General features: G+C 64.0%; 30 protein-coding genes and 2 tRNA genes. 11 read left to right on the plus strand and 21 right to left on the minus strand.

Annotation, left to right across the window (positions count from 1 at the left end):
• Window positions 1-416: 416 nt before the first annotated feature.
• From V8J83_RS06770 to V8J83_RS06785, 4 genes are all read right to left on the minus strand, one after another.
• Window positions 417-1,112, minus strand: coding sequence for an anti-sigma factor (locus V8J83_RS06770; protein WP_339984772.1), 696 nt, complete (start codon window positions 1,110-1,112; stop codon window positions 417-419).
• Window positions 1,109-1,651, minus strand: a complete 543-nt coding sequence (locus V8J83_RS06775) for a sigma-70 family RNA polymerase sigma factor (protein WP_439649755.1) — start codon at window positions 1,649-1,651, stop codon at window positions 1,109-1,111. Before V8J83_RS06775 ends, V8J83_RS06770 begins: the two co-directional genes overlap by 4 nt.
• Before the next feature lie 105 nt (window positions 1,652-1,756).
• Window positions 1,757-1,831 (minus strand) — tRNA-Phe (locus V8J83_RS06780).
• A 100-nt stretch (window positions 1,832-1,931) separates the two neighbouring features.
• The gene (locus V8J83_RS06785; RefSeq protein ID WP_339984776.1) at window positions 1,932-2,114 is read right to left on the minus strand and encodes a DNA gyrase inhibitor YacG; all 183 of its coding nucleotides are present in this window, start codon (window positions 2,112-2,114) and stop codon (window positions 1,932-1,934) included.
• 136 nt (window positions 2,115-2,250) lie between these two features.
• On the opposite strand from V8J83_RS06785, the gene V8J83_RS06790 reads away from it, so the two are divergent.
• Window positions 2,251-3,513 (plus strand): lytic murein transglycosylase, encoded by a 1,263-nt coding sequence (locus tag V8J83_RS06790; protein ID WP_339984778.1) that lies wholly within the window; start codon window positions 2,251-2,253, stop codon window positions 3,511-3,513.
• A gap of 110 nt (window positions 3,514-3,623) precedes the next feature.
• Here the strand turns inward: V8J83_RS06790 and V8J83_RS06795 are convergent, their stop codons facing one another.
• The 10 genes from V8J83_RS06795 to V8J83_RS06840 form a co-directional block, all read right to left on the minus strand.
• On the minus strand, window positions 3,624-4,661 hold the full coding sequence (locus tag V8J83_RS06795; RefSeq protein ID WP_339984780.1) for a ribonuclease E/G: 1,038 nt from the start codon (window positions 4,659-4,661) through the stop codon (window positions 3,624-3,626).
• Window positions 4,658-5,227, minus strand: a complete 570-nt coding sequence (locus V8J83_RS06800) for a Maf family protein (protein ID WP_339984782.1) — start codon at window positions 5,225-5,227, stop codon at window positions 4,658-4,660. The genes V8J83_RS06795 and V8J83_RS06800 overlap by 4 nt, the downstream gene beginning before the upstream one ends.
• Before the next feature lie 12 nt (window positions 5,228-5,239).
• Entirely contained in the window at window positions 5,240-5,797 is a 558-nt protein-coding gene (locus V8J83_RS06805; RefSeq protein WP_339984784.1) for a hypothetical protein, read from the minus strand.
• Window positions 5,794-6,012 (minus strand): translation initiation factor IF-1, encoded by a 219-nt coding sequence (gene infA / locus V8J83_RS06810; protein WP_011455993.1) that lies wholly within the window; start codon window positions 6,010-6,012, stop codon window positions 5,794-5,796. The genes V8J83_RS06805 and infA overlap by 4 nt, the downstream gene beginning before the upstream one ends.
• Before the next feature lie 70 nt (window positions 6,013-6,082).
• Window positions 6,083-6,964 carry a carbon-nitrogen hydrolase family protein gene (locus V8J83_RS06815; RefSeq protein WP_339984786.1) on the minus strand — a complete coding sequence of 294 codons (882 nt, stop codon included), beginning with the start codon at window positions 6,962-6,964 and terminating at the stop codon, window positions 6,083-6,085.
• The gene (locus tag V8J83_RS06820) at window positions 6,955-7,545 is read right to left on the minus strand and encodes a GNAT family N-acetyltransferase (RefSeq protein ID WP_339984788.1); all 591 of its coding nucleotides are present in this window, start codon (window positions 7,543-7,545) and stop codon (window positions 6,955-6,957) included. Before V8J83_RS06820 ends, V8J83_RS06815 begins: the two co-directional genes overlap by 10 nt.
• Window positions 7,542-7,952 carry a ketosteroid isomerase-related protein gene (locus V8J83_RS06825; RefSeq protein ID WP_339984790.1) on the minus strand — a complete coding sequence of 137 codons (411 nt, stop codon included), beginning with the start codon at window positions 7,950-7,952 and terminating at the stop codon, window positions 7,542-7,544. The genes V8J83_RS06820 and V8J83_RS06825 overlap by 4 nt, the downstream gene beginning before the upstream one ends.
• 44 nt (window positions 7,953-7,996) lie before the next feature.
• Window positions 7,997-8,842, minus strand: coding sequence for a metal ABC transporter permease (locus V8J83_RS06830; protein ID WP_339984792.1), 846 nt, complete (start codon window positions 8,840-8,842; stop codon window positions 7,997-7,999).
• Window positions 8,842-9,585 carry an ATP-binding cassette domain-containing protein gene (locus V8J83_RS06835; RefSeq protein ID WP_339984794.1) on the minus strand — a complete coding sequence of 248 codons (744 nt, stop codon included), beginning with the start codon at window positions 9,583-9,585 and terminating at the stop codon, window positions 8,842-8,844. Before V8J83_RS06835 ends, V8J83_RS06830 begins: the two co-directional genes overlap by 1 nt.
• Window positions 9,582-10,079 carry a Fur family transcriptional regulator gene (locus tag V8J83_RS06840; RefSeq protein ID WP_339984796.1) on the minus strand — a complete coding sequence of 166 codons (498 nt, stop codon included), beginning with the start codon at window positions 10,077-10,079 and terminating at the stop codon, window positions 9,582-9,584. The genes V8J83_RS06835 and V8J83_RS06840 overlap by 4 nt, the downstream gene beginning before the upstream one ends.
• 56 nt (window positions 10,080-10,135) lie before the next feature.
• Between V8J83_RS06840 and V8J83_RS06845 the strand changes: the two genes are divergently transcribed.
• Together V8J83_RS06845 and V8J83_RS06850 are read left to right on the plus strand one after the other, a co-directional pair.
• Window positions 10,136-11,155 carry a zinc ABC transporter substrate-binding protein gene (locus V8J83_RS06845; protein ID WP_339984798.1) on the plus strand — a complete coding sequence of 340 codons (1,020 nt, stop codon included), beginning with the start codon at window positions 10,136-10,138 and terminating at the stop codon, window positions 11,153-11,155.
• Between the two features lie 107 nt (window positions 11,156-11,262).
• On the plus strand, window positions 11,263-12,516 hold the full coding sequence (locus V8J83_RS06850) for an adenylate/guanylate cyclase domain-containing protein (RefSeq protein WP_339984800.1): 1,254 nt from the start codon (window positions 11,263-11,265) through the stop codon (window positions 12,514-12,516).
• 10 nt (window positions 12,517-12,526) lie between these two features.
• Here the strand turns inward: V8J83_RS06850 and V8J83_RS06855 are convergent, their stop codons facing one another.
• The 7 genes from V8J83_RS06855 to V8J83_RS06885 form a co-directional block, all read right to left on the minus strand.
• The gene (locus tag V8J83_RS06855) at window positions 12,527-13,021 is read right to left on the minus strand and encodes an arsenate-mycothiol transferase ArsC (protein WP_339984801.1); all 495 of its coding nucleotides are present in this window, start codon (window positions 13,019-13,021) and stop codon (window positions 12,527-12,529) included.
• 5 nt (window positions 13,022-13,026) lie between these two features.
• A complete protein-coding gene (locus V8J83_RS06860; RefSeq protein ID WP_339986017.1) occupies window positions 13,027-13,494 on the minus strand; it encodes a UPF0262 family protein in 468 nt (155 codons plus the stop codon).
• Window positions 13,495-13,496: 2 nt separating this feature from the next.
• Window positions 13,497-14,810, minus strand: a complete 1,314-nt coding sequence (gene hisD, locus V8J83_RS06865; protein WP_339984803.1) for a histidinol dehydrogenase — start codon at window positions 14,808-14,810, stop codon at window positions 13,497-13,499.
• 115 nt (window positions 14,811-14,925) lie between these two features.
• Window positions 14,926-15,933, minus strand: coding sequence for a GNAT family N-acetyltransferase (locus V8J83_RS06870; RefSeq protein WP_339984805.1), 1,008 nt, complete (start codon window positions 15,931-15,933; stop codon window positions 14,926-14,928).
• Complete coding sequence (locus V8J83_RS06875; RefSeq protein ID WP_339984807.1) at window positions 15,930-16,412, minus strand: DUF2948 family protein; 483 nt, start codon at window positions 16,410-16,412, stop codon at window positions 15,930-15,932. The genes V8J83_RS06870 and V8J83_RS06875 overlap by 4 nt, the downstream gene beginning before the upstream one ends.
• Complete coding sequence (gene murA / locus V8J83_RS06880) at window positions 16,409-17,668, minus strand: UDP-N-acetylglucosamine 1-carboxyvinyltransferase (RefSeq protein ID WP_339984809.1); 1,260 nt, start codon at window positions 17,666-17,668, stop codon at window positions 16,409-16,411. Before murA ends, V8J83_RS06875 begins: the two co-directional genes overlap by 4 nt.
• A gap of 10 nt (window positions 17,669-17,678) precedes the next feature.
• A complete protein-coding gene (locus tag V8J83_RS06885) occupies window positions 17,679-17,855 on the minus strand; it encodes a hypothetical protein (protein ID WP_339984811.1) in 177 nt (58 codons plus the stop codon).
• An 86-nt stretch (window positions 17,856-17,941) separates the two neighbouring features.
• Here V8J83_RS06885 and V8J83_RS06890 point away from each other — a divergent pair.
• From V8J83_RS06890 to V8J83_RS06925, 8 genes are all read left to right on the plus strand, one after another.
• Window positions 17,942-18,016: transfer RNA gene (locus tag V8J83_RS06890), tRNA-Thr, on the plus strand.
• 389 nt (window positions 18,017-18,405) lie between these two features.
• Window positions 18,406-19,437 carry a LacI family DNA-binding transcriptional regulator gene (locus V8J83_RS06895; protein ID WP_339984813.1) on the plus strand — a complete coding sequence of 344 codons (1,032 nt, stop codon included), beginning with the start codon at window positions 18,406-18,408 and terminating at the stop codon, window positions 19,435-19,437.
• Between the two features lie 94 nt (window positions 19,438-19,531).
• Window positions 19,532-20,851 carry an ABC transporter substrate-binding protein gene (locus tag V8J83_RS06900; RefSeq protein WP_339984815.1) on the plus strand — a complete coding sequence of 440 codons (1,320 nt, stop codon included), beginning with the start codon at window positions 19,532-19,534 and terminating at the stop codon, window positions 20,849-20,851.
• A 125-nt stretch (window positions 20,852-20,976) separates the two neighbouring features.
• Window positions 20,977-21,843 carry a carbohydrate ABC transporter permease gene (locus V8J83_RS06905; RefSeq protein ID WP_339984817.1) on the plus strand — a complete coding sequence of 289 codons (867 nt, stop codon included), beginning with the start codon at window positions 20,977-20,979 and terminating at the stop codon, window positions 21,841-21,843.
• A 13-nt stretch (window positions 21,844-21,856) separates the two neighbouring features.
• Window positions 21,857-22,687, plus strand: a complete 831-nt coding sequence (locus V8J83_RS06910; RefSeq protein WP_339984819.1) for a carbohydrate ABC transporter permease — start codon at window positions 21,857-21,859, stop codon at window positions 22,685-22,687.
• A gap of 47 nt (window positions 22,688-22,734) precedes the next feature.
• Complete coding sequence (locus V8J83_RS06915) at window positions 22,735-23,739, plus strand: ABC transporter ATP-binding protein (protein WP_339984821.1); 1,005 nt, start codon at window positions 22,735-22,737, stop codon at window positions 23,737-23,739.
• Window positions 23,736-24,503, plus strand: a complete 768-nt coding sequence (locus V8J83_RS06920; RefSeq protein WP_339984823.1) for an L-iditol 2-dehydrogenase — start codon at window positions 23,736-23,738, stop codon at window positions 24,501-24,503. The genes V8J83_RS06915 and V8J83_RS06920 overlap by 4 nt, the downstream gene beginning before the upstream one ends.
• Complete coding sequence (locus V8J83_RS06925) at window positions 24,503-25,987, plus strand: mannitol dehydrogenase family protein (RefSeq protein ID WP_339984825.1); 1,485 nt, start codon at window positions 24,503-24,505, stop codon at window positions 25,985-25,987. Before V8J83_RS06920 ends, V8J83_RS06925 begins: the two co-directional genes overlap by 1 nt.
• The last annotated feature ends 32 nt before the right edge of the window (window positions 25,988-26,019 follow it).

The following is a 26,019-nucleotide window of genomic DNA, read 5'->3' on the forward strand; positions in this document are numbered from 1 at the left end:
GCGACGTGAACGGGTGCACTAGAGGCAAGCCGTTGATGCAGTTGAGAAAAAAATTGCGTGGACGCGGCGGATGCCAGCGTGGATTGGGGACAGATCGCTGGCACCCGGCTCACCACCGGCGCGACCACGTCCACGCTTGTGCTCCGACCAGCCCATTGCCCGGCCGGAACACCCCGCTGCGGTGCGCGTTCAAGGCGCGTCGGGCAGCAGGAAACGATACCGCAGCCGGATGGCACCACCGTTCGCGGCGGCGATCGGCCAGAGGCGAGATTTGGTCCTGGAGGTCATGGGCACTCCCGATTGTCAGGGCCGGTCTGAACCGGCGTCATCAAGAACCACGGGAAAAACGACGAGAGAGTTTCAGCTCAACGGAAAAAAGTGCCGAGGGGCGTCCGTGCCTTGAAGGCATTGAACGTTCACAGAGAGATCACCGGACCTGCGGCAAGGACATCACCCGTTGGCGCGCCGGTCGGCGACCCACCGGGCGGCTCGTCAGAGACCGCAAGAACAGCCTCCGTCAGGACCGCGCGCAGGTCTTCGGACACCGTGATGGACGTCGTGACACCCGCCGCCAGAAGACCAAGGGACACGGGCGCGGCATCACCAGCGATCAGCCACAATTCCTGAACCCGGTTGTCGAGCGGAACGCCCGCGGCCTGTTGCACCCGAAGTGTGGCGACGTCGGGATCAAAGAGGGCGACGAATTGCGCCTCTCCGGTGACCGGCGCCAGCTGCGCCACGAAAGCGGGCTGCGGTTCCACCGGCGCGGCGGTGTTGAAGATCAAAATCGCTGCCAGCGCAAGGCTGCTGGCGAATCCGGCAAGGGCCAAGCCGCGCCAGATCGCCAAAGGCGACCAGGTGGTGGGTCGATTGTCGTCGAAAAGGCGGGCCTCGATCCGCGATTGCAGCGCCCGCGGCGGCATCGCGGAATCGACTTCCGCTTCGGCCAATGCGGCAAATTCCGACTGCCAAGACGCGACCAGAGCAAACAACGACGTCTCTCTGCGCAGGCGCACTTCGAAACCCGCCAGCTCATCCGCGGGCAGCAGGCCCAAGACGTATTCCGCTGCCAGTGCGTTGTCGTCGGGCGATATGTCGGTCGGTTGCGTCACCGCGCAAGGCACTCCCTCAGGTTCGTCAGGCTGCGCCGCAGCCACGTTCGCATCGTGTTCAGCGGCACGTGGAACCGCTCGGCCAAATCCGCATAGGATTGCCCGTCAAGATAGGCACCGCGCACCGCCGCCGCGCGATCTCCGTCCAATTCATCAAGGCAGGCGATCACCCGCCGCGCCTCGTCCGCCGCAATGGCCTGGGCCTCCGGCCCCGGCCCCGCAGCGGCAATCGGAGCGACCTCGTCGATATCCGAGGTCGCAGGTCCGGCAGCGCGCAGACGATCAATCGCCTGATTGCGTGCGACCGTTATCAACCAGGTCATCGGACTGTTGCCGGTGACTTTGTACTTGTCGGCCTTGTTCCAGATCTTCACGAAGACATCCTGCAAAACGTCTTCCGCCAAGGCGCGGTCCTTCAAGACACGCAGACAAACGCCAAAGAGTTTCGCAGAGGTCGCAGAATAAAGCTCCGAGAACGCCGCCCGGTCCCGCATCTGCACCCGGGCCAGGAGATCTTCGATATGTTGAATGTCCATCATCGCCTTTCACTCAAGGCGTTTTAGGTCAGCATGCCAAGCGGAAAACGACGTGCGACCAGGATCTTAGGGTCGCGTTGGGCGAATTTGATGAATTCGAGGATGGTGTGGTGCCCGGGGGCGGAATCGAACCACCGACACGAGGATTTTCAATCCACTGCTCTACCCCTGAGCTACCCGGGCACGGGTTCAGCGGGGGCGTTGCTCCGCTGTGGGTAGCGGCGTTCTAGGGGGATCAACGGGCGCTGTCCATAGGGGCGAGCGGATTTTTCGGCGGGCCGGCTCAGTGCAGTTTCGGATCGGATTTAGCGGCCTCTTCAAGGGCCTGTTCGATATCTTCGGGATCGGTGGACGGGACGGCGTAGGTGCCGTTCAGCCAGCGGCCGAGATCGACATCGGCGCAGCGGCGTGAGCAGAACGGGCGGTAGGCCGGAGCCGTGTCGTTGTCGCAGATTGGGCAGGGCATGGGACCTCCTTTGCAGCGCGGGCCGGTGCAATGTGAGGCAGCCTGTTCCCGCCTGCAAGGGACTTTGGAGCGCTTGGGGATTGCGCCGAACGCAGTGGGGCCGTTAGCTGTCACGCAGGATGGGGAGAGCGGTCAGATGCTTGTTTCACGACGCGGTTTATTGGCGGGATCGGGCGCGCTGGCGCTGTCGGGATGCGTGCGCGGGGGGGGCTTCGCGCTGCCCGAGATTGGCGCGGCAGGGGGCGGCGGACCTTCATCGGATCCTGCATTCACACCGCAGCCGAACGCCGATTTTGACACGTGGATTCAATCCTTTAGGCCCCGTGCGCGCAGTGCCGGGATCAGCGACGATGCGCTCAACACGGGCCTGCGCGGCGTCGGGTTCTTGCCCGGCGTGGTGGAGCGGGATCGCAATCAGACGGAGTTTCGACGCTCCACCGAGGATTACCTGGCGCTGGTGGCGGGTGAAGATGATTTGGCCATTGGCCGGGGTCGGTTTGCGACCAATCGCGCTGTGCTGGACGACATCGAAGCTGCGTATGGGGTGCCGCCGGAAATCACCGCTGCCGTTTGGGGTGTAGAGAGCCGGTTCGGAACGCGTTTGGGCGACATTCCGGTGATCTCGGCGGTGACGACATTGGCGTGGGAAGGACGGCGCGGGCGGTTCTTTGAGGCGCAGCTGATCTCGGCCCTGAAGATCATTCAAAACGGCGATACGACGCCCGACAGAATGCTGGGATCATGGGCGGGCGCGATGGGACATACGCAATTTATTCCAACGACTTACGAGGAATACGCCGTCGATTTCAGGGGCGATGGGCGGCGCGACATCTGGTCGAACGACCCCACGGATTCGCTCGCCTCGACGGCCAATTATTTCAGCCGCTTCGGCTGGCAACGGGGCGCGCCGTGGGGAATGGAGGTCGCGCTGCCGTCGGGGTTCAGCGCGGCGACAGGGCGCGACAATCGGCGGTCGGTGGCGGCGTGGCGCGATCTGGGCGTGACGCGCGTGGGCGGCGGCGCGTTGCCGGATCATGGGTCCGCGGCGATCCACGCGCCCGGCGGCGCGGGTGCGCCTGCATGGATTTTGTACAGCAATTTCAATGTGATCCTGCGCTACAACGCTTCTGTGAATTACGGAATCGGCGTCGGATACATGTCGGACCGACTGGCCGGAGGCGGGCCCTTGCGGCAGTCGTTTGGAGCGGATTCCTCGGGCCTGACGCAGGCGCAAAGGCGCGAATTACAAGAACGCCTGAATGCAGCGGGCTTTGACGCGGGCACGCCGGATGGGGTCATCGGATCGGGCACGGAAGCCGCGATTGAGGGCTATCAGGCGGCCAACGGATTGCCCGTTACGGGGCAGCCGTCGCTCGAGCTGTTGCGGCGACTGAGGTAGGCATTTTCGGGTGCATTTTTCTGTAGTTTTTTTGTAGTTTTTTCGGCGTTACCAATTCGCGCACAGAATATGGTCGTTGAACGGCTTTCGGTGCGCGAGTTGATGGGTGACTACGCGTCCGGCCAGACCTGCGACAGGGGCATTCGGTCGCGTTTGCGGGTCAGTTCGAGATGGCCAAGCGGGGTCCAGCCCGCGACGACAATGTCCGAGCCGTCGAGGCGGAAACTTTTCTTCACCGCATCCTCGATCTGCTTGCGGTCGCGTTTGGGCATCGGCGCGAGGTCGAGCACGATCTGCCCGCCCAGACCCTTGATCCGCAGAAGACGCGGAAGGTCGCGGACGAGCGCAAGGTTGGCCTTGAGCCCGGCCGCAAGCGAATGGTCCGCGCCGGTGTTCACGTCAACGGCGATCAGGGCGCGGGTGGCTTCGATGTAGGCGTGGCCGCCGCCGTTCAGCTTTTGATAAGGCCCACGCGCTATATCGATGGCATCGAGAATATCGTGGGTTTCGAAACAACCGTCCTGCGTGACGACTTCGTCGGGATTGTCCCAGTCGCGCCAGGCAAGGCCATGGGCGCTTTCGGCGGCCAGCAACAGCTCAGGGGTGGTGTCCTGGTGGCCAAGGACCTGTTGCGCGAGCAGGGCCATGGTGTCGATATCCTCGGCAATCGCTTGCGCCTCGGCCCCGTCGGCGGCGGAGCGCAGGATGAGACCGTGCTCGCCCGACATCGCGCCATGGGCGATTTCGAGCAGGCGATCGCGTTCATCCTCATCGCGGATCGCGCGGGAGACGTTGATACCGGGTTTGTTCGGAGTGACGATGGCATACCGGGATTTGAAAATCAGATCGGGCGTGACGGGGATCGCCTTACCCGGTTCGACCATGCCGGAAACCTGCACGAAAAAGGCGTCGCCGGGTGAGATATCCCTGGCGCGCCGCAGGTAACCGGTCAACCCGTCGCCCAGTTGCAAGGTCAGTCCCCCCTGCCCTTTCAGCGGACGATCAGCCACGGCGAAGAAGATCGCGCCAACGCCGGGCGGCGCCTCCGCCGGCGGGTCAATCAGCAGATCATGGAGCTTGCCATCAACCATGAGCGCGGCGGCCTGCCGCCCCGCTATATGATCCAGAAGGACCGTTTTTCCCTTCATTGCCAGACCTTTACGCCAGCGCTTTGCAGCAGGTTTGCGGTTTCCACGAGCGGCAGGCCCACGATGGCGGAATGCGAGCCGCTGATCCACGGGATGAAGGCCCCGGCGGGCCCCTGGATGGAATAGCCGCCCGCCTTGCCCTGCCAATCACCGGTGGCGATGTAGCCTTCGCGTTCCGTTTGGCTGAGCCGCTTCATCTGTACGCGGGATTCGACCACGCGGGTGCGCAGGGCTTCGGGCGTTTTCACGGCGAGGGCGGTGAACACGCGGTGACGGCGGCCACCGAGCAGATCGAGAAACGTGCGCACCTCGTCGGCATCGGCGGGCTTGCCGAGAATGCGGCGCCCGACGGCAACGGTGGTGTCGGCGGCAAGAATGACCTCGTCGTCGGCGCAAGGGATCGCTTGCGCCTTTTCGCGGGCCATGCGTTCGACATAGGGGCGCGGCAGTTCGCGGTCGCGCGTGTCTTCATCGATGTCGGGGGGGCGGATATCGGCGGGCACGAGGCCCAAAACAGCCAACAATTCAAGGCGGCGTGGACTGCCGGAGCCGAGGATGAGCTTCATTTCGCCCCCAACTTACTTGGCCAAGGCCGTTCGGGCGGCGGCGTTGTAATCGCGCTGCAGGCGTTCCATCCGGCGGTGATCTTTGCCTTCGGGGATCACGAATTCGGATTTGTCGCCCTTGAAGATCGTGTGGCGGAATTTGAACAGGTCGAATTCATCGGCGAGTTTGGCCCATTGGCGCACGTCCCGATCCTCGGTCAGCAGATGGCGCGCGGGTTTGCGCAGCGGCTTGGGGTCGAGGTAGTCGAAGGCCCAATCGCTGTCGCGCACGAAGAGGATTTGAGTTTCCTCGTCGATAGGCGGCGTGATGTCGACAAGCGCTCCATCGCGATCGAGAACGGCATGGCGTTGCGCCTCGAGCCAGAAACCGGTGAGCTCCCAAATCAGCCAACCGAAGACGGGTTTTGCGCCATCGCCAGCGACGATGACATTGTAGAACGGCTGATCTTCGATAGCGTTTTCAAAGGGTTGGACGGGGACGAATTCCGCCACCCCGTCGCCCAGAGACGCCGCATAGGTCCGCACCCCATCCGAGATTTCGGCGGGGGTGGTGATCGTGCGGTCCGTCACTTGAAGCGGTAGTTGATACGGCCCTTCGTGAGGTCGTAGGGCGTCATTTCCACCTGGACTTTGTCGCCTGCCAGAACCCGGATGCGGTTTTTACGCATCTTGCCTGCCGTATGCGCGATGATCTCATGGCCGTTTTCGAGCTCGACCCGGAATGTCGCGTTTGGCAGGAGTTCCTTCACGACACCAGGAAATTCGAGCATCTCTTCCTTGGCCATGGTCACTCCATAAGTTGCGCCCCGAAACTGGGGCTTGATGGGCGGTAAATGCGCCTAAAGGTGCAGGGTTTCAAGGGAAATCGGTTTGTGACGCACGGTCGTGGCTTTCGGGCCAATGGGCGTGGTTGAAGACCTGTCCTTCGGCACGAACGCGGGCAATGGCGGTAAGGTCGATGTCGGCAAGAACCCATCCGGGCTCGTTGAGCACGCCTTGGGCCAGGATACCGTCGTCGGGAAAGCCATGGTCGGGGGGCGCGTAAATGCCTGCAGCGCCTACGTTTTCATCGACTGCGGGAGACCAGCGCGCGTCGCCGACAGTGGGCGATTGAACGGTGATGCACTGCCCTTCGAGGGCGCGGGCCTGAGCGCCGATGCGCACCCGGTTGTAGCCCTTTTCACTGTCGGTGCAGGAGGGGCAGAGCAGGATTTCGGCACCCTGTTCGACAAGGCGGCGCCCCAGAAGCGGGAATTCGGCGTCGTAGCAGATCAGCACGCCGATCTTGCCGAGCGGCGTGTCAAAGATTTCGAGCGGCTCGCCGGGGACGACGTTCCAGTGCTCACGCTCAAACCGGGTCATCACCTGCTTGTCGGTATGGCCAATGAACGGCGCGTCGGCGTCCGGCCCGAGAAGCCAGGCGCGGTTGACGGGGCGGTCTCGGTCTTCGTCGAAGACGGGACCGGAGGGGCAGAGGATGTGGACGCCGTAGCCTTTGGCGAGATCGGCCATGAGGTGATCGGCCTTCTCGGCGAGATCGGAGGCGGCGTGGAGCGAGGCTTCGAGATCGCCGGCGGCGTCTTGCAAGGTGGCGAGTTCGATGCGGCCATATTCGGGAAAGACCAGCAAATCGGCCCCAGCGCCTGAGGCTTCACGGACCCAGTGGATCTGCTTGGCGGCGTAGTCTTCCCACTTGTCGAACGGGTCGAGGGGATAGGCGGCGGTGGCTATGCGCATAAGCGTTTTATCCAGAACTGGAGGGGTTTGGAAGTCTCGCCCGCGTCGCCGATATCGCGCCAGCTGAGGTGGCCGATGGCATCGGGAACGGGGGTGTAGCCGAAGTGTTTCCACACCGGATCGAGCGGGTGATGGCCTTCGGGACGGGCGGGATGAGTGTCAGGGCGGATAATTCCGCAAAAGGTGGCATATGTATAACCGATTTCGCGGGCATGAACCTCGCGCCCGGCGAAGAAGTGACGGTAGAGGCCTTGGCCACGTGCTTTTTTTATCAGGACAGATTCGGCGCAATAGAACAGCGTTTCGGGCGTATACCCGGTTTCGTCAAAGGCTGTGGATAAGCCGTCGTCATGTTCGATAAAGGGAAGCCCGGTGGAGGCTCCGACCATCGTTTCACCGTCGAATGCAGCCACGACGAGGGCGTTTTCGGTGGTATAGCTGGCGAGGTAGCGACGCTCGTAGTCGAGATCGCCATCGTAGAGGTAAGGCCAGTCGCGAAAGACCTCAATCCGCAGGCGGGCGAGGTCGTCGATCACCTGCGCCACGGCGGGGCCACGAAAGGTTTCGACCCGAAGGTTCATCCGCTTGCGCCGACTTGGGCGGTCCAGTCGGCGAGGTTGTAATAGGTCACGACGCGGGTGATCAGGCCGGATTCGACGGAGAAAAACCCGCCGGCGGGGAGGCGATAGGTCTGCCCGCGCGCCTCGGGCAGGCCCGCGTCAGTGGCGAGGTAGGTGCCGTTGACGGTGAACTCGGCGGCGGCACGGGCGCCGTCTTCGGTGGCCATGACGATGATGTCGGTGAGATGCTCGCGGTAGCAGCGATTCATATGGGCGCAGAAGGCGCGGAATTGATCGTGGCCGATGCGGATAGCGCCTTCGTTGACGTGGTGGGCGACGTCGGGGGCGAGACAGGCGATCATCGCCTCCGTTTCGGCGGCGTTGAAGGCGGCGTAATAGCGGGTGATGAGGGCGATGGCGTCTTGCATGGGCGCAGAATAGGGGCGCGGACCGGCGGTGAAAAGGGGCGCGGCTATGCCCTGCCCTGCCCGCGCCAGCCGATCGCGGCGAGCAATGCAAAGAGGATCGCGGCGACGCACACGATGGACGGGCCCGCAGGCGTGTCGAGGATGTATGCCCCTTGCAAGCCGCCGACGACGGAAACGGTGCCGATAAGCGCGGCGATGACGGCCATCGCCTCGGGCGTGCGCGCGAGACTGCGCGCGGCGGCGGCGGGGATGATGAGCATGGCGGCAATCAAAAGCGCGCCGACAACCTTGATCGCGACGGCCACGGTGATGGCAAGCGCAAGGGTTAAGATCAACTGCTCTCGCCTTGGGTCGATGCCGCTGGCGTAGGCGAGTTCCTCGTTGAGGGTCGCAGTCAGAAGCGAGCGCCAGCGCCAGACCAGAAGGCCCACCACCAGTGCGCCGCCAGCCCAGATGATGCCGAGGTCGCACCGCGCGAGCGCCCGCCAGCCGAGGGTAGCGAAATCTTCGCCATCACAATGGCTTACGGCCAGAATATCGCCGAAAAGATAGGCCATGAGATCAATGCGCACACCCGACAGGAAGGACACCGCGACCAGCCCGAAGGCGAGCGCGGAATGGGCCAGAACGCCCAGAAGCGTGTCCATCGCATAGCCGCGCCGGGTCAGCAGCGTAACGGTTAACGCCATCGCCAGCGCGACGGCGGCGGCGCCTGCGAAAACGGAAATCTCAAGGGCGAGCGCCAGGGCCACGCCGAGGATCGCGGCATGGGCGGTGGCGTCGCCGAAATAGGCCATGCGTCGCCAGACGACGAAGCACCCGAGGGGGGCGGCGGCCAGGGCCACGCCGATGCCCGCGACCGTCGCGCGGGCCATGAAATCGTCGAGCATTATTCGGCGGCCTCATGTGCGTGGTCATGATCGTGATCGTGGTGGTGATCATGTTCGTGTTGATAGAGCGCGAAAGCGCCTCCGGTGCCGGTGCCGAACAGCGCGCGGTATTCTGGGGCGGAGGCGACCACGGCGGGCGTGCCTTCGCAGCAGACATGGCCGTTGAGGCAGATCACGCGGTCGGACGCACTCATGACGACGTGCAATTCGTGGCTGATCATGACGATGGCGCAGCCGGTGTCGCGGCGGACGGCCTCGATCTGTTGATAGAAGGCGGCGGAGCCGGGTTGGTCGAGACCCTGCGTGGCCTCATCGAGGAGCAAAAGATCGGGCGTGTTCAGAAGTGCGCGGGCCAGCAGGACGCGTTGGAACTGCCCGCCCGAAAGGCCCGACATCTGCCGGTTGAGCAAGTCCGGCACCCCGGCGCGGTCGAGCGCGCCCTGGCAGGTGGCGCGGCTGGCGCGGTCAGTCAGGCGCATGAAGCGGTCGACGGTGATCGGCAGGGTCGGGTCGATGTGGAGCTTTTGCGGGACGTAGCCGATCTTGAGGCGCGGCGCGCGCGTGATGGTGCCCGAGGCCGGGGCAACCGCGCCGATGATGGCGCGCAGGAGGCTGGTCTTGCCGGAGCCGTTGGGGCCCACGATGGTGACGATTTCGCCCGGATCGACGTGCATATCGACGTGGCTCAGGACGGTCTTCGCGCCATAGGCGACGGAGAGGCCGCGGATATCGAGAAGGCTCATTCCGCCCCCTTCGACGCGCAATCGGGGCACAGGCCCTCGGCCTCCATCACGGTCTTTTCGATCTGGAACCCGGCGGCTTTGGCAGCGGCCCCGAGCGCGCCCTTGGCGGGGGTCGATTGCGCCTCGGCGACGGCGTCGCAGGCTCGGCAGATCATGAAGGCAGGCGCATGTGCGGCGTTGGGATGGGCGCAGGCAACGAAGGCGTTGAGGCGTTCGATCTTGTGCACGAAGCCATGTTCAGCGAGGAAGTCGAGCGCGCGGTAGGCAACGGGCGGTTGCGAACCGAAGCCCGCATCGCGCAACAGGTCGAGGATCGCGTAAGCCCCCAGCGCGCGATGTTCTTTCAGCAACAATTCCAACACTTTGCGGCGCACAGGCGTCAGGCGCAGACCGGCTTCGGCACAGCGCGCCTCGGCCGCACCAAGGGCATCGGCGACGCAGGCGCTGTGGTCGTGGCGGGTGAAGCCGATGGACGTTGGGGTGGGGCTTGTCATGTTATAGTGTATCGTTTATCCGGGCTGAAGCGTTATACAATCACATGGGGTCTCCAATGTCCAGAATGCGCGTTTCTCTGTCGATCATGGCAAGTTTGATGGGGGGCACCGCGATGGCGGAGGTGCCGAACGTGGCGGTTGATATTGCGCCGGTGCATTCGCTGGTGACGCGGGTCATGGCGGGCGTCGGAGAGCCGGCGCTGGTGATCCCGGCGGGGGCCTCGCCGCACGAATACAACCTGCGCCCGTCCGAGGCGGCGGCGTTGCAGGATGCGGATCTGGTGTTCTGGATGGGCGAAGACCTGACGCCGTGGCTTGAGGATGCGGTCGAGACGCTGGCCGAGGGGGCGGCTGTGACGGAGCTTTTGTCGGTGGACGGGATCCGGCTGCTCGATTTCCGCGAGGGCGCGTTGTTCGAGGCGCATTCGCATGGGGATCATGGCGATCACGATGATCACGAGGAACATGCGGATCATGACGAGCATGATCACGAGGAGCATGCGGATCATGACGAACATGATCACGACGACCATGGGCATGACGACCACGCGGGCCATGACCATGGCGAACATGATCCGCACGCATGGTTGGCACCGTCCAATGCGACGGTTTGGCTGAACGTGATCGCGGCGGAATTGTCGGCGGTGGACCCCGAGAATGCGGGCACATATTTCGCCAACGCGGCGGAGGCGATTGCCGAGATGGAGGCGCTCTCGGCGCAGGTGCGCGAGACGCTCGCCCGCGTACAGGACATGTCGTTCATCGTGTTCCACGACGCCTATCAGTATTTCGAGGCGGATTTCGGGTTGAGCGCGGCGGGCGCGATTTCGATCGGCGATGCCACGGACCCGAGCCCGGCGCGGATCGCGGAAATCCAGGGCCGGCTCCGCGACGAAGGTGTGGATTGCGTCTTGTCGGAGCCGCAGTTCAACCCCGGCCTGGTGGAGGCGGCTCTTGACGGGACCGAGGCCGCGACGGCGGTGATCGACCCGCTGGGGGCCGAGCTTGAGCCGGGGCCGGATCTGTATCCGACGCTGATCCGCAACATGGCGGCGACGCTGGCGAGTTGCGGCTGACGCGACCGGCGATGGCGGGTCTGCGTTGACATGCGGGCCCGGCCGACCCGATACCTGCGCCCGATGTTGAACCCGCCGATCCACCGGCGAAGCGGCATGGGGTGCAGATGCAGACACCACGCGACCACGAGACGGTCCGCCTGCCCCGCCCTGTGCAGCGCTGGGTCGACTATGGCACCGAAGGCCTGCGAGGGCCGGAGCTTCGCCAGCGGCGAACACTGAACGCGATTGCAGGGTTGGTGCCGATGTCGGGGCTGTCTTACGCCGCGCTCTACCTCGGTGTTGACGCGCAGGAATTGTGGCCGGCGGCGGGGGCGTCCCTGCTCTTTTGCCTGTTTGCGGCCTGGCCCCGGATCGCCGCGCGGAGCGAGCTTGCGGCCTGGCTTTTTGGCGCGACGCTGGCGGTCGGGGTACAGGGCCTTTTGGTCTGGCTGTTGGGACGCCCTTCGGGCCTGCACCTCTATTTCCTGAGCGCGCCGGTGATCGCGGTGGTGTGTTTCGGCACCGCACGGATCGGGTTGTTGTTGGGGCTTTGCTTGATCTGCGCGGCTGCGATGCTGTTCACCGAGATGTACCTGCCCGCCCCTGCCCCGTTCATCACGGTGGACGAGCGATTGCTGAACTTCCTGCAGACCAGCGTCTTCGTGGTGGTCACGGGCTTTGTCACGCTTGGGGTCTACGTGGGCTTTGCCCATGCAGATCGGGCCGAGCGCGCGTTGGAGATCGAATATGCCCGCTCCGAAGATCTTCTCTACAGCCTTCTGCCCCGCGAAATCGCCGCACGGCTGAAGGCAGATCCGCACGCCACGATTGCCGACACGCTGCCGAATGTGGCCATCGTCTTTGCGGATATCGCCAATTTCACACCGATGTCGCGACACATGGCACCGGAGGCGCTGGTCGATCTGCTCAACGGCATCTTCCGGACCTTCGACCGGCTGGCAGACGGCCACGACCTGGAAAAGATCAAGACCATTGGCGATGCCTATATGGTTGCGGCGGGGATGCCGAATGCGGTGGGCGATCCGGCGCAGCGGGCGGCGAACATGGCGCTTGATATGCTGGAGGTTGTGCGCGCGTCGTCGGTTGACCTGCCCGAGGGGTTGCAGCTTCGGATCGGGATGCATGTGGGCCCGGTTGTGGCCGGTGTGATCGGCACGCGGAAGCTGTTCTACGACGTCTGGGGCGAGACGGTGAACACGGCAAGCCGAATGGAAAGCATGAGCGCGCCGGGACGCATCCTGGTCACACCGGCGGCGCATGGACAGCTTGGCACCGAGTACGTGTTCGAAGAGCGCGGCGAGATCGAGGTGAAGGGGATCGGGCCGATCCGGACATGGTGGCTGACAGGGCGGGCATGAGCCTTGGGGGTCAGGCGGTGGGCGGGCCGAAGCGGTCCTGCATCCGGGCGATGATCTGATCGCGGGCCTGGCGGTAGCTGGCCAGCTTGGCATCGCGGGTTTCGCCCAGGCCGGTGGGATCGAGGATGGGCCAGTATTCGACGTCGGTGTGGAAGGTGCGCGTCATGTCGAGGGCGCGGCGTTGGGAGGCGGGCGAGAGGGCCACGATCAGGTCGAAGCCCGACAGATCATCGCCCCATTCCTCCATCTCGTCGAAGGAGCGGACGCGGTGGCGTTCGAGGGCGACGTCCAGTTCGGCACAGACCGCGACGGCGAACCCGTCGATCTCAAGCTCGTGCTTGACGCCTGCGGATTGGACATAGGCGGCGTGGCCGTAGAGCTTTTTCATCAGCCCTTCAGCCATCGGCGAGCGCGTGGAATTGTGGTCGCAGCAAAACAGCACCGATTGCGGAAAGTCCCGCGGTTGCCCCGCGGGTTGGGTTGGGGGTTGGGTTGGAAACGCCACCCGTCTCAGCCCCCGAAATGCAGCACGCAGATCAGGGTAAACAGGCGCCGGGCGGTGTCGGTGTCGATCTCGGCCTTGCCGTCGAGCCGTTCCTGCAACAGGCGCGCGCCTTCGTTGTGAATGCCACGCCGGGCCATGTCGATGGTCTCGATCTGATTGGGCGGCAGGGTTTTGACCGCGTTGAAATAGGATTCGCAGATCTGCCAGTAATCCTTGACGGTCTGGCGGAAGGGTTGCAGCGAGAGGTGGAACTCGGTCGCATCCTCGCCCGCTTCGGTGTCGATGTCGAAGACCAGCCGCTTTTCGCGGATCGCGAGCGTCACGCGGTAGGGCCCGTCGGGAGCATCATCGCGCGGGATCGAGAAGGTGTTTTCCTCCAACAGGTCGAAGATGGCGACCTTGCGTTCCTGTTCGATCTCGGGCGTGGGGGCGGGCAGCCCGTCGGTTTCAATTTCGATATGGCAGATGTGCATGGTCACGCGTCCTCCCCCCGGTTGAGTCGGTCGAGGCGGGCCTGAACGGAGGCGCCATGGGCGCCCAGGCCTTCGGAGGTGGCGAGCGTAACGGCGGCGGGGCCGATGGCCTTGAGCGCTTCTGGGGTCATGCGGGCAAGCGTGGTACGTTTCATGAAATCAAGCACATTCAGCCCACTGGAAAACCGCGCCGAACGGGCGGTGGGCAACACGTGGTTCGGCCCTGAGATGTAATCACCGATGGCCTCGGGCGTCCATTGCCCAAGAAAAACCGCGCCGGCATGGGTGATTTTGGCAAACAGCGCCTCGGGGTCGGCGACGCAGAGTTCGAGGTGTTCGGGGGCGAAACGGTCGGAGACGGCGGCGGCCTGATCGAGGGAGTGGGTCACGATGATGGCGCCGAAATCGCGCCAGCTTGGCCCCGCGATCGCCGCGCGGGGGAGCGTTTCGAGTTGGTTTTCAACGGCTTGGGCCACAGCTTGGGCGAAGGCGGCATCATCGGTGATCAGGATGGATTGCGCGCTTTCGTCATGCTCGGCCTGCGACAGCAGGTCGGTGGCGATCCAGTCGGGGTCATTGTCGCGGTCGGCGATCACGAGGATTTCGGAAGGCCCCGCGATCATGTCGATGCCCACGCGCCCGAAAACGCGGCGCTTGGCGGCGGCAACAAAGGCGTTGCCGGGGCCGGTGATCTTGTCGACGGCGGTGATCGTGTCGGTGCCATAGGCCATGGCGGCCACGGCCTGCGCGCCGCCGATGCGGTAGATCGTGTCGACGCCCGAAAGCTGCGCGGCCAGCAGGACCAGCGGATTGGCGATGCCGTCGGGCGTGGGCGCGCAGATGACCAGCCGCTCGACGCCCGCGACCTGCGCCGGGATGGCGTTCATCAGGACCGAAGACGGATAGGACGCGAGGCCACCGGGCACATAGAGACCCGCCGCGGAAACAGGCCCCCAGCGCCAGCCGAGCGTCGCGCCATCGGGATCGGTCCAGCGGGCATCATCGGGCATCTGGCGGACGTGGTAGGCGCGGATGCGGTCGGCGGCCAGTTCAAGGGCTGCGCGTTCGTCTGCGGGTACGCGTGCCACGGCCTCGGCAATTTCGTCAGGCGAGAAAGCCAGCGTTTCGGGGGTGAGGTCGAGGCGGTCGAATTTCGAGGTGAGCTCGATCACGGCCTGATCACCGCGGGCGCGCACATCTGCAATGATCCCGGCCACGACATCGTCGACATCGGCGCTGTCTTCGCGCTTCATATGCAGAAGGGCGTTGAGGCGTGTGTCGAAATCTGCGTCGGTTGTGTTGAGAAACTGCGGCATGTCCCCTCCGGCATCGGTCAGAGGCAGATAGCGCGGGGGGGACCTGGCCTCAAGGTGCGCACGGCTTGGGGGGGCTACTCGGCCTCAAGATGCGCACCGCACGATAGGCCAGAGGTCAATCGACAAGCCGTTTGACCATGTAGTGTTGATCGGTGATGTGGCCGTCGTGGTTCAGCGCTCCGGGGATGGTGCCAACGATCTCGTATCCGGCGCGGGCATAGGCGGCGCAAGCGGCGTCGTTGTCGGCGCCGACATCGAGTTCAAGCTGCACGATGCCCTCGGATCGGGCGTCCTCTTCGACCTTTTGCAGAAGGCCCGCGACAAGCCCCTGCCCCCGGATCTCGGGCTTGGCGTAGGCGGCGATGACGTGGCCGCGATGGGCCTGCACCGCGCCGGGCAGTGGGTGCCAGCCTACGGTTGCCACCACGCGCCCGCCGCGCACCACGGCCCAGAGGCTGATCGCATCGAGCCAGGCGACGATCTGATCGGGGGCCTTGGCCTGCCATTCGGCAAGGGTCGCACCAAAACCGCGCGGGGCGTTTTCCAACATCTCCAACCGGATCTCGCGGAACAGACGCCAATCGCCGGGACCAAGGCGGCGGGTGCCGTCGCGGCCCGGTTTCGGGCGGGGCGTGCGCAGGTTGCGGACCATGAAGAGATCATCGCTATGCGCGCCATCAAGGATCACGGCGGAGGGGATGCGGCCATGGGCGGAGAAGCCGTGTTTGGCGTAGAAGGCGCGGGCCTGCAGGTTGCTTTCGGCCACCCACAGCTCAAGTTGGGAGGCGCGGGCCTTGCGGGCGGTGTCAACGAGATGATCCAGCAGCAGCTCCGCCGCACCGGTGCCATGGTGATCGGGCGTGACGTAGAACGGCCCGACATGCATGCGGTGCCGCGACAACGCGTAGCCCTGCCCGTGCATGCCCGCGAAGCCAACGAGGCGTTTGCCATTACCGATCCCGTGGGCGTTGCCGGACATGAGCCAGTTGAGCACCTTGGTCTCGGGGGCTTGCAACGCCTCGGCCTCGGTCAGGAGGAAGGCGGCGGGGTACAGGCGTATACCTTCGAGGCGGAGGGCAGAAAGGGCGCTCAGGTCTTCGGGGGTGAGCGCCCGCGCCTTCACGCGCCGTGGTCCGGGGTCTTGCCCGATGGGGCGTGGTAGGGCCGTGTGACATCCTTGAGCAGGATTTCGAGCGCTTCGACGTCGATTGCGATGGCCCCGTCCCCGGCCAGCGTCAGGGTGATCCGACCGGTGCCGTCTTCGCCCGGATCCCATTCCAATGCGAGGGCCGACAGGATCGTGTCGGTGTCGGCGCGGTCGATGCCCTGGCTCGAGACCTTGAGCGCGTCTTCGATGGTCAACACGGCCTGCGTGCGCTGCGGGCCGTCCTTGCCGCCACGCTCCTCCCAGCGGAAGCGGTTGAGCAGGATGGCAAAGCGGCGGCGGGTGCGGTCCCAGGTCATCTCGGTGATCGGAAAAATCGCGTCCTGCACCAATGCCGAGATCACCGGCACGTCCTCGGCCTCCAGCGCGCGCAGGGCCACGGGCGCTTCGCCGCCATCTTCGAACCGGGCGTCTTCCATGCGGGGGTCATCACTCATTCGGAGAGCCTTTCGACATTGGCACCCACGCCGCGCAGCTTGCGCACGAGATGCTCGTAGCCGCGATCAAGATGGTAAACGCGGTTCACGATTGTCTCCCCCTCGGCAGCCATCCCGGCCAAGATCAGGCTGACGGAGGCGCGCAGATCGGTCGCCATCACGGGTGCGGCGCGCAGGTGATCCACGCCGGTGACGCGCGCGGTGTTGCCCTGCACATCTATGTTGGCGCCCATGCGGATCAATTCGGGCGCATGCATGAAGCGGTTCTCGAAAATGGTTTCCTCAAGGGTGCTGGTGCCCTCGGCAAAACACATCATTGCCATGAACTGCGCCTGCAGGTCGGTCGGGAAACCGGGGAATGGCGCGGTAGTGACGTCGACCGCTTTCAGGCGTCCACCGGGGTGGCGCACCTTGAGGCCCGCGTCGGTTTGCGTGATTTCAAGGCCCGCGGCCTCCATCTTGTCGCAAAACGCGGCCAGCAGATCGCGGGTGCCGCCGAGGCATTCGACCTCTCCGCCTGCAATGCCGGGGGCGACCATATAGGTGCCAAGCTCGATCCGGTCGGTGATCACGCGGTGGGTCGCGCCATGCAGTCTGTCGACGCCGCGCACCACGATCTGCTCGGTGCCCGCCCCTTCGATATCGGCCCCCATGGCAATCAGGCAATCGGCCAGCGCCTTGGTGTCAGGCTCGCGCGCGGCGTTCTTGATCACGGTCGTGCCGCGGGCGCGGACGGCGGCGCACATGACGTTTTCGGTGGCGCCGACGGAGGGGAAGGGAAATTCGACCTCCGCCCCCTTGAGGTCACCGGAGGCGTAGACGTAGCCGTCCTTGAGATCGACCTTCGCACCCATCGCCTTGAGGCCCTCAAGGTGGAAATCGACGGCCCGCGCCCCGATGGCGCAGCCGCCCGGCAGGCTGACGATCGCCTCGCCCGTGCGCCCGATCAGGGGCCCGAGCACATTGAAGGAGGCGCGGAGTTTGCGCACGATATCGTAATGCGCGAGATGCGAGGTCAGGTCAGTGGCCGAGAGCGCCAGCGTGCGCCCTTCGTCGAGGCGGCCGATCTGCACGCCAAGGCTTTCGAGAAGCTCCGACAGGGTCGCGACATCGGACAGGCGTGGCACGTTGGTCAGCGTCAGCGGCTCATCGCTCAACAGGCTGGCGCACATCAGCTTGAGGCAGGTGTTCTTGGCGCCCGCAATGGGGATCTGGCCGGAAAGCGGCCCGCTGCGTTTGACGACGATTCTGTCCATGTGCCTGCCTTTAATTCTTGTCGTGCTCGTTGGCCTCTTCGTCGCGCGGCTGCGCGCGCGCCCGTGCCTGTGCCTTGCGACGTGCCATATTTGCCTTGAGCGCCGCCTTCAGCCGATCTTCGCGGGTCGCGTTGACCTTCGGTTGGGCGGGCTTTGCCGGTGGTTCGTTGCCTTGGTCGGACGCCATGGAACAGCCTTTACCCTGCTGCGCGGACAGGGTCCAGATTGCGCTTGCATGGGTTGAGTGAAGACACTAAACCGCCGCCACCCGGCGCTGCTGTAGCTCAGAGGTAGAGCACTCCCTTGGTAAGGGAGAGGTCGAGAGTTCGATTCTCTCCAGCAGCACCACGGTCCCCCTTCCCGCCGAACCGATGCCACCCGTGTCCGACCTTTGGTCTCGACTGACGAGCGGCCGCAGGGCGGACACGCTGCGGGCGTGCCTACGTTTCTTTCCAGCAGCACCATCTCGCCTTTTTGCGGCAAAGATCCGGGCGGGTTTCGCCAGAGCGGCAGGCGGCAAGGGGCTCTGCGGCACTGTGCGTGCGTTGGATTAACGGTGTTGCTCTCCGTTGATTCACATTTTGCCGTGTTGGGTACGTCCAAAGCACCGTGCAGCGTGGGGTTTTCCGAGATTGCTTCTGGGCTCGCGTGGAATTCTTTACGCGCGCAAAGATTTTTTGCTTCTCCGGTCGGGCTTCGTGCCCTAGTCTGACGCAAACCAGCGGTGAAACGGGGCCATGCCGGGCGAAACGATCAGGAATATGGAGGACTTTGCAGCGGTCAGCGGGATTTCGCGACCGACGGTGTCGAAGTATTTCAACGACCCCGACAGCGTCCGGCCCCGCACCCGTGAACGCATCGAGGCGGCGCTGGACCAATATGATTACCGTCCGAACATATATGCGGTGAATCAGAACCGGCAGCACACGAAAAACATCGGCATCGTGGTGCCGTTCCTGTCAGACCCGTTCTTCACCGAGATCTCACGCACCATCGAGGCGCTGGTGATCGAGGCGGGGTTCCGGCCCATCCTGCTGAGCTCGCACGGCGGACAGGCGCAGGAGAACGAAAACCTCGAAAGCCTGCGCGCGCTCAAACCGGCGGGGGTGCTGTTCGCGCCGCTGGGTCGCGCGTCGGACAAATCGGCGATAGAGACGTTTTCCAAACACGTGCCCACGGTTCTGTTCGACAGTAACCTTGAGGGCCTGGGCGAGGCGTTCATCGGGTCGGATAATCGAAGTTTCGTAAATCAAACAGTGGATTACCTGTGTCGCAGCGGCTCCACCCCTTGCTTTTTCGAAATGGCCACACCCGCCAACCCAAACGCAAACAAACGCCGCGCGGCGTTTATTGAGGCGATGGATGCGCGCGGCCACGACCCGCGCGTGCACAAGATCGACGGGCGCGGATGGGCCTTTGAGGAGATCGGGCGCGCGGGCGCACACGCGGCCTTCGACCGGGGTGAATTGATGTCGGGCACGGTGCTGTGCAGCAACGACCGCCTGGCCATCGGGTTCTTGGCCGCCGCCTATGAGCGCGGCCTTCGGGTGGGCCGGACAGAGGGCAGTGACCTGCGAGTCGCGAGCCATGACGACCACCCGTTTTCGCGATTCACCTGCCCGTCGCTGACAACAGCTGCCCATGATTACGACGCTGTGGCCAGCCACGCGGTGCAGGCCCTGCTGGAGCTTATCGAAGGCGGATCGCTCGCAAGCGCCCGCAATGAAACGGTTTATCCGGCGCGCCTGGTTTTGCGCGCATCGGCATAGGGACAGAAATTTTACGCGCGTAAAATTATTTGTTGACGCGACGCATCTTTTTCAAGCAGGTTGTGAACATCACATCCAATCAGGGAGGATCCGGATGTTCACGAAGACCGTACTTCGCACCACCAGCGCGCTGGCGCTGTGTGCCACGGCCACAACGGCATTTGCCGACGGCCACTCGCCCACCATCACCATCGCGACCGTCAACAACGGTGACATGGTCCGGATGCAGGGCTACACCGATCAGTTCACCGAAGAGACCGGCATCGCCGTAGAGTGGGTGACCCTGGAAGAAAACGTGCTGCGTCAGCGCGTGACCACCGACATCACAACCAACGGTGGCCAGTTCGACATCATGACGATCGGCATGTACGAAGCGCCGATCTGGGGCTCCAATGGCTGGTTGGTTTCGCTGGATGGCCTGTCGGACGAGTACAACGCGGACGACATCCTGCCCGCCATGCGCGGCGGCCTGTCCCATGACGGCACGCTCTATGCGGCACCGTTCTACGGCGAATCGTCGATGGTCATGTACCGCACCGACCTGATGGAAGCCGCCGGCCTCGAAATGCCGGAAGCCCCCACCTGGGAGTTCATCCGCGAAGCTGCGGCTGCAATGACCGACCGCGACAACGACATCAACGGCATCTGCCTGCGTGGCAAGGCCGGTTGGGGTGAGGGCGGCGCCTTCATCACGGCGATGTCCAACTCGTTCGGCGCACGCGTCGTTGACGAGAACTGGATGGCTCAGCTCGACAGCCCCGAGTGGGCCGCAACATTGAACTTCTTCAACGACATGATGCAGGAATCCGGCCCCGCCGGCTTTGCGACCAACGGCTTCAACGAGAACCTCTCGCTGTTCAACCAGGGTCTGTGCGGCATGTGGATCGACGCCACGGTGGCAGCATCCTTCGTGACCAACCCCGACGACTCGGAAGTCGCGGACTCGGTTGGCTTCGCGCTTGCCCCCGACAACGGCCTCGGCCCGCGTTCCAACTGGCTCTGGGCCTGGGCTCTGGCGGTTCCGGCCGGCACGCAGCAGCAGGACGAAGCCATGCAGTTCATCGAGTGGGCCACCGGGACCGGCTACATCGAGATGGTTGCCGAGAACGAAGGTTGGGCCAACGTTCCCCCGGGCGCACGTCAGTCGCTGTACGACAACCCGAACTACCAGGAGGTGCCCTTCGCGCAGATGACGCTCGACTCGATCCTGTCGGCCAACCCGACCGAGCCGACCGTGGATCCGGTTCCGTACACCGGTGTTCAGTTCATGGCGATCCCTGAATTCGCCGGCTTCTGGACCGAAGTGAGCCAGGAATTCTCGAACGCTTACGCCGGGCAGCAGTCCGTCGAAGAAGCGCTCGCGAACGCCCAGGCGATCGTCAACGAAGCCCTCGAAGGCGCGGGCTACCAGTAAGCCTCTGGCTTCATAAGATCGAAGGGCGGCGACATCCGCCGCCCTTCCCCCCCTTCTGCGACCACCCCATAATTCACCCTGCGTTTCACCGGGCCAAATGTGCCTGACCGATGAGGATATGTGTCATGGCGACCCAAAGCTCCCGCTCAGCAGCCCGGTTCATGATGGCCCCCGCAGTCTTTCTGCTTCTTGTGTGGATGCTGGTGCCGCTTTGCATGACGGTGTGGTTCTCGTTCCGCGATTATCGCCCCTTGCGCGGTGGCGATCTGGGCTTTGCGGGGTTTGATAACTTTTCGCGCTTCGTCAGCTCCAATTCTTTCTGGCCCGCGGTGGGCACGACACTTTTGATCGTGGGCGGCGTCTTGCTGGTGTCGATCCTGCTCGGGATCCTTCTGGCGATGCTGCTCGATCAACCGATGTGGGGCCAGGGGATCGTCCGGATCCTCGTGATCGCGCCCTTCTTCGTGATGCCGACGGTGTCTGCGCTGGTCTGGAAGAACATGTTCATGGATCCGACCAACGGGTTGTTCGCCCATTTGTGGCGCGCCTTTGGGGCCGATCCGGTGGTGTGGCTGAGCGATGTTCCGATCCTGTCGCTGATCCTGATCATCTCGTGGCAATGGCTGCCGTTCGCCACTTTGATCCTTTTGACCGCGTTCCAATCGCTTGACGGCGAGCAGCTTGAGGCCGCCGAAATGGACGGCGCGAGCCCCGTTGCCCGGTTCTTCTTTATCGCGCTGCCGCACCTGAGCCGCGCAATCACCATCGTGATCCTGATCCAGACGATCTTCCTTCTGGCCGTGTTCGCGGAAATCTTCGTAACCACCGGTGGCGCCTTCGGGACCCGGACCCTGACCTACCTGATCTACCAACGCGTTCTGGAAAGCCAGAATGTCGGCCTTGGGTCTGCGGGCGGTGTCTACGCCATCATCCTTGCCAATATCGTTGCCATCTTCCTGATGCGCATCGTCGGCAAGAACCTGGATCGCTGAGGAGGCTGGACCCATGGCACGCGCCGTTACGACAAATCGCAAGGCATTCAACACATTCCTTGCATGGACCATCGGGTTCTTGATCTTCTTCCCGATCCTGTGGACCATCCTGACCTCGTTCAAAACCGAGGCAGACGCCATCGCGAACCCGCCGATCTTTCTCGGGTTTGACTGGACGCTGGAAAATTACGGCGTGGTGATGGAGCGTTCGAACTACGCGCGCTTTCTGGTCAACTCGATCGTGATTGCCGGTGGCTCCACGATCCTCGGCCTGCTCGTTGCGATCCCTGCGGCGTGGTCGATGGCCTTCGTGCCGTCGCGCCGGACCAAGGATATCCTGCTGTGGATGCTGTCGACCAAGATGCTGCCGGCGGTGGGTGTTTTGTACCCGATCTACCTGCTGTGCATTCAGTTGGGTGTGCTGGACAGCCGGTTGGCGATGGTGGTGATCCTGATGCTGATCAACCTGCCGATCATGGTCTGGATGCTCTACACCTACTTCAAGGAAATCCCGGTGGATATTCTTGAGGCGGCGCGCATGGACGGGGCCACGCTCCGCGAAGAGCTACTTTATATCCTGACGCCAATGGCCATTCCGGGCATCGCATCAACCATGCTGCTCAACTTCATCCTGGCCTGGAACGAAGCGTTCTGGACCCTCAACCTGACCTCCGTGGACGCGGCCCCGCTGACGGCCTTCATCGCCAGCTATTCCTCGCCCGAAGGCCTGTTCTTCGCGAAACTCTCGGCGGCCTCGACCATGGCCATCGCGCCGATCCTCATCCTTGGCTGGTTCAGCCAGAAGCAACTCGTCCGGGGTCTGACCTTCGGCGCCGTGAAGTAGGGTTGCAAGGTTGCAACCTGGCGTAACGGATTGAAAGGGAACGAAAAATGGGACGCATCACGCTTGAGAAAGTCCAAAAGAAGTTCGGCGATGTGGAAGTCATCCCGCCGCTGGACCTTGAGATCAACGATGGGGAATTTGTCGTCTTCGTCGGTCCGTCGGGCTGCGGCAAGTCCACCCTTCTGCGCCTGATTGCAGGGCTTGAAGATGTCAGCGGCGGGCAAATCAACATCGACGGAGCAGACGCCACCAATGTGCCGCCCGCCAAGCGCAGCCTCGCGATGGTGTTCCAGTCCTACGCGCTCTACCCGCATATGACGGTGCGCAAGAACATCGCGTTCCCGATGCGGATGGCAGGCATGGAGCAGGCCGAGCAGAACCGGCGTATCGAAAGTGCGGCTGCGGCCCTGAACCTGACCGATTACCTTGACCGGCGGCCAGGACAGCTTTCGGGCGGTCAGCGTCAGCGTGTGGCCATCGGTCGGGCGATTGTGCGCGAACCGGCGGCGTTCCTGTTTGACGAACCGCTCTCGAACCTCGACGCGGCGTTGCGTGTCGGCATGCGGATGGAAATCAGCGAGCTGCACAAAAAGCTCGACACCACGATGGTCTACGTGACCCACGACCAGGTCGAAGCCATGACCTTGGCCGACAAGATCGTGGTTCTGCGCGCGGGCCATATCGAGCAGGTCGGATCCCCGCTGGACCTGTACCGCGCGCCGCGCAACACCTTCGTGGCGGGCTTCATCGGCTCGCCGAAGATGAACCTCATCGAAGGGTCTGCCGCGGCCGAGCATGACGCCACCACCATCGGCATCCGCCCCGAACATCTCGACGTGTCCAAGACGTCGGGCAAATGGCAAGGCACGGTGGGCGTGGCTGAACATCTGGGCTCGGACACGTTCATCCACATTCACGGGATCGAGGGCTGTGACCCGATGACCGTGCGGGCGGGGGGCGAGGTCGACGCCAAACATGGCGACACGATCTACCTCACGCCGCAGGTCGAACATCTGCACCGCTTTGATGCGCAGGGGCTGCGGATCGCATGACGCGGCTGGCTGGCAAATGCGCGCTGATCACCGGGGCCGCGCGCGGCATCGGACGGGCCTTTGCCGAGGCATACATCCGCGAAGGCGCGCGGGTGGCGATTGCCGATATCGACCTCGACCGCGCGCAGGCGACGGCGGCGGACATCGGCGCCGTGGCGGTGCATATGGACGTGTCGGATACGGCCAGCATCACGGCGGGCGTGGCAGACGCTGTGGAGCGGCTTGGACAGATCGACATTCTGATCAACAATGCCGCGATCTTCACCGCCGCCCCAATTGCCGAGATCACCGAGGACGACTACGCGCGCTGTTTCGACATCAACGTCAAGGGCACGCTGTTCACCCTTCAGGCCGTCGCCCGCGACATGATCGCGCGCGGTGAAGGCGGCAAGATCATCAACATGGCGAGCCAGGCCGGGCGGCGCGGCGAGCCGTTGGTCGGCGTCTATTGCGCCACAAAGGCGGCAGTGATCAGCCTGACGCAATCGGCGGGCCTGAACCTGATCGAGCACGGAATCAATGTGAACGCCATCGCCCCGGGCGTGGTGGATGGCGAGCATTGGGACGGCGTGGATGCCTTCTTTGCGAAATACGAGAACAAGGCCCCCGGGCAGAAAAAGCGCGAAGTGGGGCAGGCCGTCCCGTTCGGGCGCATGGGTGTGGCCGAGGATTTGACCGGAATGGCGGTGTTTCTTGCCTCTGCGGAAGCCGATTATATCGTCAGTCAATGCTTCAATGTGGACGGCGGACAATGGATGAGCTGATGAAAGATGTGACCCCTGCCCTGCCCCTGAGCCGCGAGGCTCTGGCAGCGCTTCCGTCCGAGATCGAGACGCCGACCTACGACCGCGCCGAGCTTACGCCGGGCATCGTACATATCGGTCTGGGCAATTTTCACCGCGCGCATCAGGCGTGGTATGTGCACCGGTTAATGCAGCAGGGTCAGGCAAAGGATTGGGCGATCATCGGCGCGGGCGTGCGGCCCTATGATGCGACGATGCGCGAGAAGCTTCTGGCGCAGGATTGCCTGACCACGTTGATCGAACTGGCGCCGGGATCGTCCAGGGCCGAGGTGACGGGCGCGATGATCGACTACCTGCCCATCGAAGAAGGCAACGAGGCGTTGATTGCGCAGATGGCCGATCCGGCGATCCGCATCGTATCGCTGACCGTGACCGAGGGGGGCTATTACCGAGACCCCGTGACCGGCGCCTTCGACGCGGCCCACCCCGACATTGCCCATGACGCGGCGGTGCCCGATGCGCCCGTGACCGCCTTTGGGGCAATGGTGGCCGCGCTCAAGCGGCGACGGGAGGACGGGCATGGCGCGTTCACCGGCCAAAGCTGCGACAATCTTCAGGGCAACGGCGCGATCCTGCGCCAGACCGTGGTGGGGCTGGCCGCGCTGTCGGACCCGGATCTGGCCGACTGGATCGACGCGAACGCGAGCTTCCCCAATTCCATGGTGGATTGCATCGTGCCCGCCACTGGCCCAGACGAGCTGGAGCTGGCCGCGAGGTTGGGTGTGGCGGACAACGCGCCTGTCACCCATGAAAATTACCGCCAATGGGTCATCGAGGATGCCTTCTGCGCGGGGCGCCCACGTTGGGAGGACGTGGGCGCGACGATCACGCCACATGTCCACGCCTACGAGGCGATGAAGATCCGCATCCTGAACGCGGGCCATCAGGTTCTGGCCAATGCGGGGGAGCTTCTGGGCTGCGAGACGATTGCCGATTGCATGGCCGATCCCGACATCCTGGCGTTCTGGCGCAAGGTCGAGGGCGAGGGCATAGCCCCCTATGTCGCGGCGGTGCCGGGCATGACGCCTGCAGCCTATGTCGACCTGATCGAGACGCGGTTTGCCAACCCCACGATCAAGGACACCGTGCGCCGGGTGGCGTTCGACGGATCGTCCCGGCACACCGGTTTCATCCTGCCAATCCTGCGCGAGGCGCTGGCGGTGGAGGCCTCGGTCGAGGCGTTGGCCTTGGTTGAAGCCCTCTGGGCGCGGATGTGTTACGGCACGCGGGACGATGGCTCGACGATCGAAGCCAACGACCCCGATTGGGACAATCTGAACGCGGCTGCGATGGCGGCGAAGGACGATCCGGCGGCATGGTTGGCGCAGGGGCAGATCTATGGCGATCTCGCGTCGCAAAGCGCATTCGCAGAGGCATTCGGGCGCTGGTTGACACGGATCTGGCAGGATGGGACGCGGGCTTCGCTGAAAGCATTCGTCGCGTAAGCATTTGTTATTTCCCTTATAAAGCGTCATGG

It is taken from the genome of Gymnodinialimonas ulvae (assembly GCF_037543845.1).
Lineage (GTDB): Bacteria > Pseudomonadota > Alphaproteobacteria > Rhodobacterales > Rhodobacteraceae > Gymnodinialimonas > Gymnodinialimonas ulvae.

Coding starts and splice junctions, on each gene's coding strand:
- V8J83_RS06775 (WP_439649755.1), bottom strand. CDS start 1,651: ATGATGGACATTCAACATATCGAAGATCTCCTGGCCCGGGTGCAGATG.
- V8J83_RS06785 (WP_339984776.1), bottom strand. CDS start 2,114: ATGCCCTGCCCAATCTGCGACAACGACACGGCTCCGGCCTACCGCCCG.
- V8J83_RS06790 (WP_339984778.1), top strand. CDS start 2,251: ATGCTTGTTTCACGACGCGGTTTATTGGCGGGATCGGGCGCGCTGGCG.
- V8J83_RS06795 (WP_339984780.1), bottom strand. CDS start 4,661: ATGAAGGGAAAAACGGTCCTTCTGGATCATATAGCGGGGCGGCAGGCC.
- V8J83_RS06800 (WP_339984782.1), bottom strand. CDS start 5,227: ATGAAGCTCATCCTCGGCTCCGGCAGTCCACGCCGCCTTGAATTGTTG.
- infA (WP_011455993.1), bottom strand. CDS start 6,012: ATGGCCAAGGAAGAGATGCTCGAATTTCCTGGTGTCGTGAAGGAACTC.
- V8J83_RS06815 (WP_339984786.1), bottom strand. CDS start 6,964: ATGCGCATAGCCACCGCCGCCTATCCCCTCGACCCGTTCGACAAGTGG.
- V8J83_RS06820 (WP_339984788.1), bottom strand. CDS start 7,545: ATGAACCTTCGGGTCGAAACCTTTCGTGGCCCCGCCGTGGCGCAGGTG.
- V8J83_RS06825 (WP_339984790.1), bottom strand. CDS start 7,952: ATGCAAGACGCCATCGCCCTCATCACCCGCTATTACGCCGCCTTCAAC.
- V8J83_RS06830 (WP_339984792.1), bottom strand. CDS start 8,842: ATGCTCGACGATTTCATGGCCCGCGCGACGGTCGCGGGCATCGGCGTG.
- V8J83_RS06835 (WP_339984794.1), bottom strand. CDS start 9,585: ATGAGCCTTCTCGATATCCGCGGCCTCTCCGTCGCCTATGGCGCGAAG.
- V8J83_RS06840 (WP_339984796.1), bottom strand. CDS start 10,079: ATGACAAGCCCCACCCCAACGTCCATCGGCTTCACCCGCCACGACCAC.
- V8J83_RS06845 (WP_339984798.1), top strand. CDS start 10,136: ATGTCCAGAATGCGCGTTTCTCTGTCGATCATGGCAAGTTTGATGGGG.
- V8J83_RS06850 (WP_339984800.1), top strand. CDS start 11,263: ATGCAGACACCACGCGACCACGAGACGGTCCGCCTGCCCCGCCCTGTG.
- V8J83_RS06860 (WP_339986017.1), bottom strand. CDS start 13,494: ATGCACATCTGCCATATCGAAATTGAAACCGACGGGCTGCCCGCCCCC.
- hisD (WP_339984803.1), bottom strand. CDS start 14,810: ATGCCGCAGTTTCTCAACACAACCGACGCAGATTTCGACACACGCCTC.
- V8J83_RS06875 (WP_339984807.1), bottom strand. CDS start 16,412: ATGAGTGATGACCCCCGCATGGAAGACGCCCGGTTCGAAGATGGCGGC.
- murA (WP_339984809.1), bottom strand. CDS start 17,668: ATGGACAGAATCGTCGTCAAACGCAGCGGGCCGCTTTCCGGCCAGATC.
- V8J83_RS06885 (WP_339984811.1), bottom strand. CDS start 17,855: ATGGCGTCCGACCAAGGCAACGAACCACCGGCAAAGCCCGCCCAACCG.
- V8J83_RS06895 (WP_339984813.1), top strand. CDS start 18,406: ATGCCGGGCGAAACGATCAGGAATATGGAGGACTTTGCAGCGGTCAGC.
- V8J83_RS06900 (WP_339984815.1), top strand. CDS start 19,532: ATGTTCACGAAGACCGTACTTCGCACCACCAGCGCGCTGGCGCTGTGT.
- V8J83_RS06905 (WP_339984817.1), top strand. CDS start 20,977: ATGGCGACCCAAAGCTCCCGCTCAGCAGCCCGGTTCATGATGGCCCCC.
- V8J83_RS06910 (WP_339984819.1), top strand. CDS start 21,857: ATGGCACGCGCCGTTACGACAAATCGCAAGGCATTCAACACATTCCTT.
- V8J83_RS06915 (WP_339984821.1), top strand. CDS start 22,735: ATGGGACGCATCACGCTTGAGAAAGTCCAAAAGAAGTTCGGCGATGTG.
- V8J83_RS06920 (WP_339984823.1), top strand. CDS start 23,736: ATGACGCGGCTGGCTGGCAAATGCGCGCTGATCACCGGGGCCGCGCGC.
- V8J83_RS06925 (WP_339984825.1), top strand. CDS start 24,503: ATGAAAGATGTGACCCCTGCCCTGCCCCTGAGCCGCGAGGCTCTGGCA.